Here is a 14,101-nt window from a genome sequence, read left to right as displayed (position 1 = left end):
CTGTGTTAAATAACTAGTTTATTTGACCAAAAAGTTAATATTTTTTAAGGCATATCACGCAATTTTTAGCGCTTTGCGGCATATGCCATACCATTTAATATTAAATTTATTTTTCCGTCGAACCTGCCTAGTGCTAAAAAAACGCCGACACGCATCGCCGAATCCGTCGTTTTTTTGCTCCAAGACGGCTTGAAGCGGAGACAATTGAACCGGAAAACACCAGCCGACGGCCGCCGAGATCAGAATGACTATTCGGATTGATCCGGTTCTATACGCCATGTAAGATGCTCTACTGCCGGCTTAGGACGAACAGCTTTTAGCCCGCCATGCACACCAGATATTGTTGTTACCGGCGCCCAGCCGCCTAGCGACACCCAACTAAAATCAAGAACAATCGCTGAGCTTAAAAGCTAATTTTTTTCGCGAAAACTCAGCATCGATTCTTAATCCGCCAGCTGTTATGAATTTAAAGCCGCGATTGATGACTTTCAAAAATTTAACTACAATTCAGCCGCACGCTATTTTCAGAACGAGATCCATCCAGGACCGTTATAATCACCTCATCATTTATTACGAAAAAACTTTCCCGCTTTAAATAAGCGCTTATTCAATTATTCGTTTTTTATAGTTTTCTTGAGAAACCATGAATGCCAATCGATCATTTACAAACGCTTGCGCGTTGGCGGCTTTTATATTCATTCCGTTTTTAAGCGGTACCTGTCATTCGGAGTCGTTGAAAAACATGGAACCTAACACCATGCCGACCACGGTCGGCGAACGCGCCTATTCGGCAACCATTCGGCGCACCAGTTACGGTGTTCCGCACATCTCCGCCCCGGATCTACCCGGCGCCTGGTTCGGCCAAGGCTATGCGATGGCCGAAGACCGGATTTGCGTGTTGCTGGATCAAGTCATCAAGGTGCGCGGCCAACGTTCGCGTTATTTCGGCGCCGGCGATTACGAAGCTAACGTCGAAAGCGATTTTGCTTACCGACATCTGCGTTTAGTGGCCGATGCGGAAAAAAAATTGGCCGGCTTACCCGCGGATATTCAAGACATGCTGGCCGCGCATGCCGCCGGCATCAACCGTTTTGTGGCTGTCGCCGATTCCGGTAAATTGCCCGGCGCCTGCCGCGACCCGAAGCGGCACGTGACGGTTACGCCAGCTGATTTGTTGGCGATTGCCACCGATTTCAGCATCTTTTTAAGCGGCCGGTTTCTGACCTCCTTTCTGAGTAACGCCCAACCGCCGCAAGCGGCCGGCGCGCCGGTATCGCCACCGGCAGTCCCGGCCGACTCGGCAAAGCCCGGCAGCAACGGCTGGGCGATCGGCGGCGATTTGAGCGAGTCCGGCCACGGCCTATTGCTGGCCCAACCGCATTTTCCGTGGGAAGGCGCATTGCAGGCTTGGGAGTCGCACGTCACGGTGCCGGGCAAACTCGACGTCTACGGCATTACCGTCCCCGGCGTACCGAACACGCTGGTCGGCTTCAATGCCGCGGTCGCCTGGACCTTGACCGTAACGACGTCGCCGAAAGCCACGCTCTACCGATTAGCGCTGGATCCGGGCGATCCAACTCGCTATCGTTACGACGACGGAATCAAGGCGATGGAATCGACCGATTACACGATAGAAGTGCTGAACGGCGCGGGCGTACTGGAACCCAGAACCCGCAAGCTGTGGCGCAGCCACTACGGACCGATCCTGTCTATTCCGGCCGCCTTGACCGGCGGCATGGCCGATCTGGCATGGAATAACCAACACGTTCTGACTTACCGCGACGCCAATATCGACAACGATTCGATGCTCGCCCAATTTTTCGACATGGCCAAGGCAACGAACTTGGAAGGCCTGATCGACGCCCACCGGCGTTGGGCAGGTAGCATACCGTTCTCGAACACCATCGCCACGTCCGTGGAAGGCAAAGCTTGGTACGCCGACAGTTCGCCGGTACCGCATTTGTCGCCGGCCGCGTTGCAGGCCTGGCAACAGGCCAAGCAAAGCGATCCGGGTGTCGCGGCGCTATACGCGTTTCACGGCATCTATTTGCTGGACGGCAGCACATCGCGCGACGAATGGCTTAACGCCCCGGCCGCCCGCAAGCCGGGCTTGCTACCGTTCGAGCGCGCGCCGCAACTGCTGCGTAGCGATTTCGTGTTCAACGCCAACGACAGCCACTGGCTGAACAATCCCAAGCAGCCGCTGGAAGGCTTTTACGCGCTGTACGGCGACGAGCGTCAGCCGCCGTCGCTGCGGACCCGGATGAACGCGCTGGCCTTGACCCGGCAAACCGGCAAATTTTCGCTGCAATCGGTCAAGGAGGCGGCCTTGTCCAACCAATCGCTGGCCGGCCGCTTGTTCAGAACCGGCCTGGTGGAGCGTTGCCGCGCCGCCAAATCGGTCAAAATCGGCACCGAGCGCGTCGATTTGAGCCAAGCGTGCCGAATACTGGCCAACTGGGACGAACGCTTCGATTTGGAAAGCCGCGGCGCGGTGTTGTTTCGCGAGTTTCTGAGCACGTTTCGCCCGGAAGCCGGCGGCCACGAAGACACGATGATGTCGGCCAAGGACAAAATCTTTGCCCGGGCCTTCGACCCGGCCGCGCCGCTCACGACGCCCGACGGCCTCGCCCCCGCGCCGAAACACGGTCCGGACCCAGCGCTGCTGGCGCTGGGCAAGGCCGTGCAGACGCTGCGGCAAGCCGGCATCGCATTGGATGCCAAATTGGGCGATCTGCAATTCAGCCAGAAAAACGCCGCCAAGATTCCTATCCACGGTGGTCAAGGCCAGGAAGGCATTTTGAACATGGCGGCTTACAGCGGCTCGAACGACACCTTGCTACCGGGTACCCAGCGGGGAAAAGTGCTGAATCCGGCCACCGGTTTGACCGACCAAGGCTACGTGGTCAATTACGGCACCTCGTTTTTGCTGGCTGTCGAATTAACGCCGCAAGGCCCGCATGGTCAAGCGGTGCTGGCCTTCTCGCAATCGACCGACCCCGAGTCGCCGCATTTCGCGGACCAGACTGAATTGTTCTCCAAGAAAGGCTGGCGACCTTGTTTGTTCCGGGATGCCGATATCGAAGCCGATCCGAGCTTGCGGCGCTACCAAGTAGCAACGCCGTAACACCGGTCCTACCGTCTTCGAGGCGGAGTGGTGTCGCCTCTATGCCCGATGGGCGCCGACGAACGGCGGAGTACAAACCTCGGCTTGTACTCCAAACCGCTGGCCGGGCCGCGCACAACCCAGCTCATCGATTATTCCTAGCCGCTCAATCGCGCCATTTCACGCGCTGCCTGAGTCAAATAACGTAGTTTAGTGATTCGGACACCCGTCGAGAGTCCGGAAGCCTTGCTATTCGGTGCCTTTTGCTTGGCTTGGTAATTGCTTGCGGGCGTAAGCGGCGCGATTTTTTTCAGCTCCCCCCCGGCAACACCCGCGCCTTCAGACACCTAAAAACTTAACCGCCGAAATCGATTCCCCGCTTTCGGCAGCGGCGCAATGGAGTAGCGATGGAAAAATTGTTCGACAGTCTGAACGGATATTTTGCCGGTGTCCCGACACGGGTGATACGGTTTAAATGGTGGATTTTGCTGTCAACCCTCGCGCTAACCCTGTTTTTGCTATTCGGGGCGCTGACCCGCACCAGCATTAACACCGCCGCGAACAGCTTTCTGGATAGAAGCGACCCGGCCATCGTCGCCTTGGATAAGTTTCGCCGCCAGTTCGGTAGCGACGACTCGGTGTTTTTGGTTTACCGGGCCAAGGACGGCGACGTCTTCTCGCGGCGTTCGTTGGCCGCCTTGCAAACCTTGACCGACGACTTGGAAAACTGGCGTGAACTCGGCGACAAGGTCAAGGATGCCGGCGGACAGACCGCGAACTTGGACGAACTGCGCCATATTCGCCGGGTACAATCCTTAAGCAACCTCCGCGTGCAGAGCGCGGACGGCGATACCCTGCATTCCAACCGCTTGGTGCCGCGCCAATTGCCCGACAATCCAGCCGAATTGGCCGAAATCAAAGCCCAGGCCCTGGCGCAAAAAGACTATCGCTTGGCGTTTTACTCGCCGGACGGCCAATACGCGGCGGTGTTGATCCAAACCGATTTCGGCGCGATACCGGTCAAGGACTACGTGCCCAAGGTCAACGCCGACGGCGTGGCCTTGGACGACAGCTTCGGCGATGTGGCCGGCGGCGCCGAAACCTTGAAATTCGACGACAGTGCCGAAGTGCAGGCCATCCAATACGAGAAGGTCGATAATTTTGTTTACGCCCGCTTCGTCAAGGCCTTGAAAGCGGTGTACCAACGCTACGACCACGACTTCGAATTTTATTCAGTCGGTTATCCGCCGCTGATGGAATTCGTTCAGCAAGTGCTGCAGCAATCGGCCGGTTTGAATCTGGGCATGATACTGATCAACGTGGTACTGCTGTGGGTGCTGTTCCGCTCGTTCAGCGCGGTGCTGTGGCCGGTGTTGATCGTGTTGTTCAGCATCGTCTGGGTCACCGGCGCGGTCGCCTGGGCCGGCAAGAGTCTATCGACGATGATCAGTCTGACCGTGATGCTGGTGTTCGTTTGCTGCATGGCCGATTGCATCCACGTCATCAGCATTTACCAAGCGCGCCGCCAGCAAGGCGACCACCACCGACAGGCGCTCTCGGATGCCTACGCGACCGCCGGCTTGCCGATGTTGATTACCAGCATCACCAATATGACCGGTACTTTTTCGCTGATTTCGTCCGAGCTTTATCCGATCCGGGTGTTCGCCGCGATGTCCACCTTGGGCGTCGGGCTGGCCTACTTATTTTCGGTGCTGCTGTTGCCGATCCTGTTGGATTTCTGGCATCCCGGCGTGGCCGACGCGTCGGTCAAACCAGGCTGGCCGCGGCGCATGGCGAATCGTTGGCTGGCATTGTCTACCGCGACCCGCTCGGTCTGCACCATTGCCTACGTCGGCTTGGTCATGCTGGCCTTGGGCTTTAGCGTGGGCGGCTATATCGCGCTGATTTCAGTATTGACCTACGCGGTGATCCGCGGCCAGAAACGTTTGTTGAGCGCCGTGCCGCGCTTGGCCTCGCGGCAATTTCGGCTGTCCTTGCTGTTGTTCGGCGCGTTGGTGGCGGCCTGCTGGTACGGCGAAAGCCGGCTGCGCATCGACTCCAACGTCACCGAACTGACCCGCGAGGGCAGCGCCATCCGGGTCGCCTACCAAACCGCCGACGGCAAGATGGCCGGCACCCAAAACATGGAAATCATGCTGGATACCAAAACGGCGGACGGCATTCTCGACCCGAAAATCCTGACCCGCATCGATAGCCTGCAACAAAAAATCGCCGAAAAATATCCGGACAAGGTCAGCCGGACGTATTCGCTGGCGAATCTGGTCAAGGATACATACCGGGTTTTGAACGAAGACCGGCCGGAGTTTTACCGTATCCCGGATTCCCAAACGATGGTGGCGCAATTGTTGTATCTGTTCAACAGCGTCAATCCGGCCGATCGGCGCGGCATCGTGTCCGACGACTATAGCCAGTCGCATATCAGCGTCAACGTGTACAGCGCCGGTTCTTCGCAATATCAAGCCTTCTTCGACGAAGTGAACCGGGAAATTGCACAAGTGTTCGGCGACGTGAAGAACGAGTTTCCCGATCTGGAAGTCACCTTGACCGGCACGGTTCCGCTGGCGATGCGCACCCAGGCCATCATCGCCCATTCGCAATACGACGGCTTTTTGTTGGCGCTGGGCGTCATCAGCGTGATCATTTTCCTGACGCTGGGTTCGGTGCAGGCCGGTTTGCTGTCGTTGATTCCCAACGTGATTCCGGCCTTGTTCACTTACGGCCTGATGGGCTTGCTGGACATACCGCTCGATACCGACACCTTGCTGTTGGCGCCGGTCATCATCGGCTTGGCGGTGGACGACACCATCCATTTCATGACCCATTACCGACAGGCGCTGATCAAGACCCGGCACATGGCCGAAGCCTTGCGGGAGACGATAGAGGAAGTCGGCCCATCGATACTGTTTACCGGCATGGTGTTGGGCTTGGGTTTTTCGATTCAAGGTTTTTCCGACTACCTCGGCACCGCGAAGATGGGCATCTTCGGCGGCTTGGCGATTTTCGTCGGCATCTTGTGCGAACTGTTCTTGCTACCGGCGTTGCTGGTGGCTTTCAAACCGAAATTCGGTCTCAAACAGGTCGATACGACCGTCAATTTATGAGGTTCAAGCATGTGTAATCGCTTTGCAAATCGGCTGATTCTGGCGACTGTCTGCGCCTTACTGGCTCAGCCGGCGGCGGCCGAGGAAGGCGGCGCGCCGGACGGGCGGGCCATATTGGAAAAACTGTCGGATTACCAGCGCAGCATCACCGACTCGGCCTTCGTCAAATCGCGCCTGTCCAGTTGCCAGTACGGCATCAAGGACAACAAAATCACCTGCGCCGAAACGCCTCGGGAAAAACTATTGGAAGCGGTCGGCATCAACGACGGCAAGAACAAAAAAGACACCAAGGCGGTGACCATCGTACTGGAACCGGCCTCCGAAAAAGGCGTCGGCATGTTGAATTACACCTACGACGAAACCGGCAAGGACAACGAAACCTGGCTCTACCTGTCGGCGCTGGGTAAGGTCAAGCGTATTGCCAGCGGTAATTCCGACGACGATTCCGAACCGGCCTCGCTGTTCGGCTCGGAATTCACCACCGAGGACACCGAAACCGGCAAACTGGACGACTACACGATCAACGTGCTCGGCGACACCGTGGAAGCGGGCCGGCCGGTCTGGAAAATCGAAACCATCCCCAATGCCGAGCGCGCCCGCAAGACCCGTTACGGCCGCCGGGTAATGTACGTCGACAAGGAGCGCTACGTGTCGTTGCGGGTCGAGCTGTACGACAAGCAAAACAAGGAAATCAAGCGCCTGCTGACTTCCAAGGTCGAGGAAATCAAAGGCGTCTGGACGGCGCGTTCGCAAACCATGATGAATCTGGTCACCAATCGTTTATCGAATATGGCCCGCAGCGAAATCAACAGCAGCGTAAAAATCCCCGACGACTTTCTGACCCAGCGCACGTTAACCGACGTGGCTTTTAGAGAAACCACGCTGGAACAATTGCGGGCCCAAACGAACTGACGGTGATTGCTTGCCCACCGCGCAAACCTGGCCCTAAGCGGTCACGGCTGTATTTGGCCGTCGTCTTGAGTCTGGCGCTCCCGGCGAGAGCCGAACCCGGCGCGGCGGCGTTGGCGTCCGAACCGGTGCTGGACTTGCCGGACACTGGCTCGCTAGCATTCGACGACGCCTCGGCATCGCCGCCGGCCGATACCGATTCAGGCTGGCTGGACCGATTTACCTTCAAATTCACCCAACTGCTTTACGCGCAAGTTCACGACCACAAAACCGGTTCCGGCGTCCACAAACAAGCCACCGTCGAAGACAACCGTCTCGGCCTGCTGGTCAAATATCAAAACCCCTTCGCCCCCGGCTGGAATCTGCAAGGCAGCGGTCAGGCCAAGCTGTACTGGCCGTCGGATTACGATTTCGAGGGCTTGAGCAGCCAGTCCATCGAAATGGAACAGCGCCTGGACAACGTCGAAATGCGGCTAAACGAGTTGTATCTGAGCAAGACCTTCGGCAGCCACACCTTCAAGCTGGGCAGACAGACCTTGGTGTGGGGCGAGGCCGAGGGCAATTCGGTGCTGGACACCTTGAACGTGTTGGAATACCGCGACCTGAGCACGATAGAGGTGGAGGACGCCCGCATCAACCAATGGTTCGCGGTTTGGGAGCATTTCGCCGCCAATCGGCGGTGGGCCATGTTCGTCAATCTGAATCCGCAATTCAATCCGCTGCCGCGTCAGGGCAGCCCGGCTTACTCGGCACCGCTATTTCCGATCGACGATCCCAGCCCGGACCGGCACCCGATTGAAGTCGGCGCGCGGATGCAATGGTCGGTCGAACACAGCGACCTGTCCCTGATGGCGGCCTATTTGCAGGAAAACCAATTGCATTATCTGACGCCGACCACGCTGAACGGCCACATCCAGTCCAAGAACAACGGTTATTGGCTGCTGGGCGCCAGCGCCAACCGGGCCATCGGCAAGTTGTTGCTGAAGCTGGACTTGGCCTACAGCGTGGGCCTGCTCGAGGACACGAACATCCTTGCGCCGATCCCGCATACCTCGACCGCGCGCAAGGATCAAATCGGCGCATCCTTCGGCTTCGACTACGCGCTGACCAACGACCAGAACATCAATGCCTCGGTACAGGCACGCTCGTTTCTGGACCACGACACCGGCTTGGCCGCCAGCGAGCGCACCAGCAACGGCGACATCTTCGGTACCTGGCTGATACGCTACAACTGCCGCTTTTGGAACGACACCCTAACCTTCATCTCCTACAACCAAGGCACGCTCAACGCCGGCCAAGCCTTGACCAGCGCGATGCTGACCTATTCGATCGACGACCATTGGTCGGTGATGGGTACCGTAGTCGGCACGTTCGCCAACAAACAAAGCTCGCTACCGGTTCTTGACCAGGACGTCAGGCTCGGATTCAGCATCAGTTACTCGCTGTAAAGCCGTCTGCCCGCCAAGCCGGCGCGGTCCCGCGCGGATGACAACTAAACGCGCCAGTTTCGGTAGGCGGCACCGTGTTGCGATACGATTGTCCCCCTTAGTCTGAAATTTCGTGGAATATTGAGGAATGCAAAACACCGAAAACCGGCCGTTCGCAAGTCACCGCTTCAGCGTTGCGCCTATGCTGGATTGGACCGACCGGCATTGCCGCTACTTTCATCGTCTGCTGACCCGCGAGGCCTTGCTGTATACCGAAATGGTCACCACCGGAGCGATTTTGCAGGGCGGGCGGGAGCGGCATTTGCGTTATAACGCCGAGGAACATCCGCTGGCCCTGCAACTGGGCGGCAGCGATCCGGCCGATTTGGCGCTGTGCGCAAAAATCGCCGAAGACTACGGCTACGACGAAGTCAATCTGAACGTCGGTTGTCCGAGCGACCGGGTCCAAAACGGCCGATTCGGCGCTTGTCTGATGGCCGAGCCGGGACTGGTGGCCGATTGCGTCGCGGCGATGCGCGCGGCGGTGACGATACCGGTAACGGTCAAGTCGCGCATCGGCATCGACGACCGGGACTCCTATGAAGAGCTCGCGCAGTTCGTCGCGACGGTGGCGGCTGCCGGTTGCGAAACCTTCATCGTCCACGCCCGCAAAGCCTGGCTGTCGGGCCTGTCGCCTAAGGAAAACCGCGAGATTCCGCCACTGCAATACGACGTGGTGTTTCGACTGAAACAGGATTTTCCGCATTTGACGATCGCCATCAACGGTGGCGTGACATCGCTGGACAGCGCCGCCGAGTTATTGCAAGAAATCGACGGTGTGATGATGGGCCGCGAGGCCTATCACAACCCTTATATTCTGGCCGAAGTCGACCGCCAGCTGTTCGGGAATAGCGGCACGATTCCCAGCCGCCGCGAGATTGCGATAGCCATGCTGCCCTATCTCGAACAACAGGCCGGGTTGGGCGTGCGCCCGCACGCGATCACCAAGCATATCCTGGGCTTGTTCCACGGGGTCGACGGCGCCAGGGCCTGGCGGCGCCATCTCAGCGAGAATGCCAACAAACCCGGCGCCGGCGCCGGGGTCTTGCTGGACGCCTTAGAATTTACCCGGTGATACGGTATACTCACCGCATTTTTTTACCTGGGGGACGGCAATGGAAGAATACTTTTCCAAAATCATTCAAGCGATAGGCGAAGACGTCAACCGCGAAGGTTTGCGCGACACGCCCAAACGCGCCGCCGAAGCCTTCAAATTCCTGAACAAGGGCTACCAGCAAACGCTGGACGACGTGCTGAACGATGCCATTTTTCAGGCCGACACCGAGGACATGGTCATCGTCAAGGACATCGAACTGTATTCGTTGTGCGAGCACCACTTACTGCCCTTCATCGGCAAATGCCACATCGGTTATCTGCCGCAGGGCCGGGTGCTGGGACTGTCCAAACTGGCGCGGATCGTCGACATGTATGGCCGCCGCCTGCAAATCCAGGAACAACTGACCCGGCAGATCGCCACGGCGGTGGAAACCGCGATCGGCGCGCGCGGCGTGGCGGTGGTTGTCGAAGCCAAGCATTTGTGCATGATGATGCGCGGCGTCGAAAAGCAAAACTCGGTAATGACCACGTCGGTAATGACCGGGATTTTCCGTCAGGAAATCAGCACCCGTTCCGAATTCCTCAATCTGATCAACCGCAAATAACATGAGCCGGCAAGCGCTACGCAAAACCGGCGTTCTGCTGGTCAATCTGGGCTCGCCGGCCTCGACCAAGATCGGCGACGTGCGCCGCTTTCTGCGCGAGTTTCTGGGCGACCCGCGCGTCGTCAATCTGCCTCGGCCGTTGTGGTGGCTGATCCTGAATTTGTTCATTCTGCCGTTCCGCCCGAAAAAATCGGCCCACGCCTATCGCGCGATCTGGACCGAGCAAGGCTCGCCGCTGATCGTGTTCACCCGACGGCTGGCCGAAAAACTGGCCGCGCGCCTGGCCGGCACCGACATTCAAGTCGAATATGCGATGCGTTACGGCAAACCCGCGCTGGCCGAGAAACTGGCCGAATTCAAGCAAAACGGCGTCGAAGACATCGTCGTCGTGCCGCTGTATCCGCAATATTCCTCGACCACCACCGCGTCGATTTTCGACGTGGTCGCCGAAGTCTTCGTCGGCTGGCGGCATCTGCCGTCGCTGCGTTTTATCGGCGAATTCCACCAACACCCGGCCTACATTCGGGCCGTGGCCGATTCGGTACGCACGCATTGGGCCGAACACGGCCAAGCCGACTGTCTGCTAATGTCCTTCCACGGCCTGCCGGCTAAACTGACCGAACTCGGCGACCCGTATTTTTACCAATGCCAAGCCACCGCTAAACGGATTGCCGAGCAATTGGAACTGGCCGACGGCCAATGGCGTCTGGTATTCCAATCGCGTTTTGGCCGCGCCGAATGGCTGAAACCTTATTGCGTGGAAGTCTTGGCGGAACTGCCGACCCAGGGAATACGCAACATCGATGTGCTGTGCCCCGGATTCTCGGTAGACTGTTTGGAAACCTTGGAAGAAATCGCCATCGCCAACCGGGAGATTTTTCTGGAAGCCGGCGGCGAAACCTACCGCTATATTCCGGCCTTGAACGACAGCGACGCCCACGTCGAGGTGATGCAAGCTTTGATCGAAACCGCGCGTTAGAAACGCGGAACCATAAAATAAAACCGGGGAGGCAGCATGCAAGCGAATATCTTAGAAAGCTGGAATGACCAATGGCCCACGGTGCGATCCAGCACCCCGCCGCCGACCGGCGCCGGCGTCATCGACCAAGGCGCGTTCAACACCATCGAAGTGGACGAATTGTTCGACCACGTCAATTACGCCGCGACGACCGCCGGCCAATCGGTGCTGTACCGCTCGCTGACCCAGCCGTTGGCCGACGCCGACGCGATTGCCGCCAAACAAGCGGCGGTGCGGGAAATTCAGGACAATCCGGCGGTACGCGACAACATCGAAACGATCGTGGCCCGCGCCGCCGAAACCGAAAAACGCCTCTACGTATTGTTGTTCGGCGAGTTTCTGGGCAGTTTCGGCACCGCCCGCCAAGACCATCAAATCGAAGGCTACGGCTACAAACCCTATAGTCGCGGCATCCGCCTTCCGCTGGAACTGGTCGGCGCCATCCACAATTCCGGAAAGCCGAAAACACCGTACTTGCAAGCCATCTTCGACAAAATCGCCGCGTTTGCCGACAGCAACGAATACTCGCTAATGGTCGGCCCGGTGTACAACAGCGAAAAAGGCATCCAAAGCAAGGAAGAGCGCAAGCACTCGTTCGCGCCGGCGACGATATTCCGACCGACCTTGTTCAAGCCGCTACTGATCGCCATGATCGTCGCGGTGATCTGGGGCATAACCAAAGTCTTCCCGTCCAATATATTCGAAGTGACCCGCGACGGCCTGTCGATCGCCTCGGTATTCTTTTTGCCGCTGGCCTTGGTGTATATTCCGGTGGTCGGCGGTTACGACCGCGACAACTGCATCATTCCGTTGCGCAATATCTTCCGCCAATCCAAGGCGCTGGGCGATTTGCTGGACGCCTTGGGCCAACTCGACGAATTGCTGGCCTTCATCAAATACGCCGAACATTACGGCAGCGATATGGTGCTGCCGGAACTGCACGGCGGCGAGCGCCACGACATGGTATTGACCGACGCTAAAAATCCGGTACTCGGCAATAAAAACCCGGACTATGTCGGCAACGATTTTACGATGGATCAAGCCCGTCTGGTCTGCGTCACCGGACCGAACAGCGGCGGCAAGACCGCTTTTTGCAAGACCGTTACCCAAATCCAGTTGTTGGCTCAGGTGGGCTGCTTCGTACCGGCCAAGTCGGCCAAACTCAGCGTCGCCGACCGAATTTTCTACCAGGCGCCGGAAATCAGCCACCTCGACGACGGCGAGGGCCGCTTCGGCACCGAGCTGAAACGCACCCGGGACATTTTCCTGGCCAGCAGTGCGAAAAGCTTGGTCGTGCTTGACGAAATGGCGGAAGGCACTACTTTTGAAGAGAAGATGCAATCGTCGATCGATGTCTTGGACGGTTTTTACCGCAAAGGCAACAGTACGATCCTGATTACCCACAACCATCAACTGGTGGACGAATTCGTCAAACGCAAAATCGCCGATCCCAAACAAGTCGAATTCGCCGACGATCTGCCGACCTTCAAGTTGGTAGCCGGCATTTCCCGGATCAGCCATGCCGACCGGGTGGCCAAGAAAATCGGCTTTTCCAAACAAGATATCGACCACTATTTAGCCCAATCGTGATGACACTAGGAACCCCCATCAGCGCCGCCGCCACTAAAGCCCTGTTGCTGGGCAGCGGCGAATTGGGCAAGGAAATCGCAATTTCGCTGCAACGTTACGGCGTCGAAGTCATCGCGGTGGACCGCTACGCCAATGCCCCGGCGATGCAGGTCGCCCATCGCAGCCACGTCATCGACATGACCGACGCGGCGGCGGTAACGGCCCTGATCGCCAGGGAGCAGCCGCGCTACATCATTCCGGAACTGGAAGCCATCGCCACCGGCGCCCTGGCCGACATCGAAGCGCAAGGCTCGGCAACCGTGGTACCCAACGCCAGGGCGATCCAACTAACGATGAACCGCGAAGGCATCCGCCAACTGGCCGCCGAGCATCTGGGCTTGCCCACGTCCCGATACGCCTTCGCCGAAACCTTCGAACAGTTAAAATCAGCGGTCGAAAACGGTATCGGCTATCCCTGCTTCATCAAACCGACCATGTCGTCGTCGGGCAAGGGCCAATCGATGGTTAAATCCGCCGATCAACTCCAGGCCGCCTGGGATTACGCCAAGGCCGGCGGCCGAACCGATACCGGCAAGGTCATCGTCGAGGCCAAAATCGATTTCGATTTCGAGATTACCTTGCTGACGGTACGCGCGTTGGACGCCGACGGTACCGTCCAAACCCATTTTTGCGCGCCGATCGGCCACCGCCAGGAAAACGGCGACTACCGGGAAAGCTGGCAACCGCAGGCCATGAGCGACGCGGCGCTGGCACTGGCCCGGCAGATTGCCGGCAACGTCACCGAAGCCTTGGGCGGCTTGGGCTTGTTCGGCGTCGAACTCTTCGTCAGCGGCGATCAAGTCTGGTTTAGCGAAGTCAGCCCGCGCCCGCACGATACCGGCATGGTAACGATGGTCAGCCAACGCCAGAGCGAATTCGATTTGCACGCCAGAGCGATTTTAGGTCTGCCGGTCAACACCGGCTTGGACAAGGTCGCGGCCAGCGCGGTCATTTTGGGCGGCATTGATGCGAAAAACGTGGTCTATCACGGCTTGGCGCAAGCATTGGCGGTGCCGGACAGCGAAGTGCGACTGTTTGGCAAACCGGAAGCCTTCGCGGCCCGGCGGATGGGGGTCGCGCTGGCGACCGCCGCCGATGTCGAGGAAGCCACCGCCAACGCGGTGCGGGCCGCCGCCGCGATCAGGATCTTAGCGGCGGATTAGCCGAAT

Annotated in this window: 9 protein-coding genes; all 9 read left to right on the top strand. The window is 58.3% G+C overall.

Annotated features, from left to right (window positions below; all coding sequences use genetic code 11):
* The first annotated feature begins 643 nt into the window (after nt 1-643).
* The 9 genes from ACQE3D_RS04655 (at nt 644) to purT (ending at nt 14,095) form a co-directional block, all read left to right on the top strand.
* Nucleotides 644-3,127: a penicillin acylase family protein gene (locus tag ACQE3D_RS04655; RefSeq protein ID WP_313728940.1), complete on the top strand. Its 2,484-nt coding sequence runs from the start codon at nt 644-646 to the stop codon at nt 3,125-3,127.
* A 386-nt stretch (nt 3,128-3,513) separates the two neighbouring features.
* Nucleotides 3,514-6,228 (top strand): efflux RND transporter permease subunit, encoded by a 2,715-nt coding sequence (locus ACQE3D_RS04650; protein WP_313728941.1) that lies wholly within the window; start codon nt 3,514-3,516, stop codon nt 6,226-6,228.
* Nucleotides 6,229-6,237: 9 nt separating this feature from the next.
* Nucleotides 6,238-7,140, top strand: a complete 903-nt coding sequence (locus ACQE3D_RS04645; RefSeq protein ID WP_313728942.1) for an outer membrane lipoprotein-sorting protein — start codon at nt 6,238-6,240, stop codon at nt 7,138-7,140.
* 65 nt (nt 7,141-7,205) lie between these two features.
* A complete protein-coding gene (locus ACQE3D_RS04640; RefSeq protein ID WP_313728943.1) occupies nt 7,206-8,585 on the top strand; it encodes a DUF1302 family protein in 1,380 nt (459 codons plus the stop codon).
* 127 nt (nt 8,586-8,712) lie between these two features.
* On the top strand, nt 8,713-9,699 hold the full coding sequence (gene dusA, locus ACQE3D_RS04635; protein WP_313728944.1) for a tRNA dihydrouridine(20/20a) synthase DusA: 987 nt from the start codon (nt 8,713-8,715) through the stop codon (nt 9,697-9,699).
* 40 nt (nt 9,700-9,739) lie between these two features.
* On the top strand, nt 9,740-10,285 hold the full coding sequence (gene folE, locus ACQE3D_RS04630; RefSeq protein WP_064026113.1) for a GTP cyclohydrolase I FolE: 546 nt from the start codon (nt 9,740-9,742) through the stop codon (nt 10,283-10,285).
* Nucleotide 10,286: 1 nt separating this feature from the next.
* Nucleotides 10,287-11,264, top strand: coding sequence for a ferrochelatase (gene hemH / locus ACQE3D_RS04625; protein ID WP_313728945.1), 978 nt, complete (start codon nt 10,287-10,289; stop codon nt 11,262-11,264).
* Nucleotides 11,265-11,300: 36 nt separating this feature from the next.
* On the top strand, nt 11,301-12,893 hold the full coding sequence (locus tag ACQE3D_RS04620) for a MutS-related protein (protein WP_064026109.1): 1,593 nt from the start codon (nt 11,301-11,303) through the stop codon (nt 12,891-12,893).
* Nucleotides 12,893-14,095 carry a formate-dependent phosphoribosylglycinamide formyltransferase gene (purT, locus tag ACQE3D_RS04615; RefSeq protein ID WP_313728946.1) on the top strand — a complete coding sequence of 401 codons (1,203 nt, stop codon included), beginning with the start codon at nt 12,893-12,895 and terminating at the stop codon, nt 14,093-14,095. Before ACQE3D_RS04620 ends, purT begins: the two co-directional genes overlap by 1 nt.
* Nucleotides 14,096-14,101: the final 6 nt, after the last annotated feature.

This window comes from Methylomonas sp. MS20, assembly GCF_050275925.1.
GTDB lineage: Bacteria > Pseudomonadota > Gammaproteobacteria > Methylococcales > Methylomonadaceae > Methylomonas > Methylomonas koyamae_A.
This window is presented reverse-complemented; position numbering and strand designations above follow the sequence as displayed.

Coding starts and splice junctions, on each gene's coding strand:
- ACQE3D_RS04620 (WP_064026109.1), top strand. CDS start 11,301: ATGCAAGCGAATATCTTAGAAAGCTGGAATGACCAATGGCCCACGGTG.
- dusA (WP_313728944.1), top strand. CDS start 8,713: ATGCAAAACACCGAAAACCGGCCGTTCGCAAGTCACCGCTTCAGCGTT.
- ACQE3D_RS04650 (WP_313728941.1), top strand. CDS start 3,514: ATGGAAAAATTGTTCGACAGTCTGAACGGATATTTTGCCGGTGTCCCG.
- purT (WP_313728946.1), top strand. CDS start 12,893: ATGACACTAGGAACCCCCATCAGCGCCGCCGCCACTAAAGCCCTGTTG.
- ACQE3D_RS04655 (WP_313728940.1), top strand. CDS start 644: ATGAATGCCAATCGATCATTTACAAACGCTTGCGCGTTGGCGGCTTTT.
- hemH (WP_313728945.1), top strand. CDS start 10,287: ATGAGCCGGCAAGCGCTACGCAAAACCGGCGTTCTGCTGGTCAATCTG.
- ACQE3D_RS04645 (WP_313728942.1), top strand. CDS start 6,238: ATGTGTAATCGCTTTGCAAATCGGCTGATTCTGGCGACTGTCTGCGCC.
- folE (WP_064026113.1), top strand. CDS start 9,740: ATGGAAGAATACTTTTCCAAAATCATTCAAGCGATAGGCGAAGACGTC.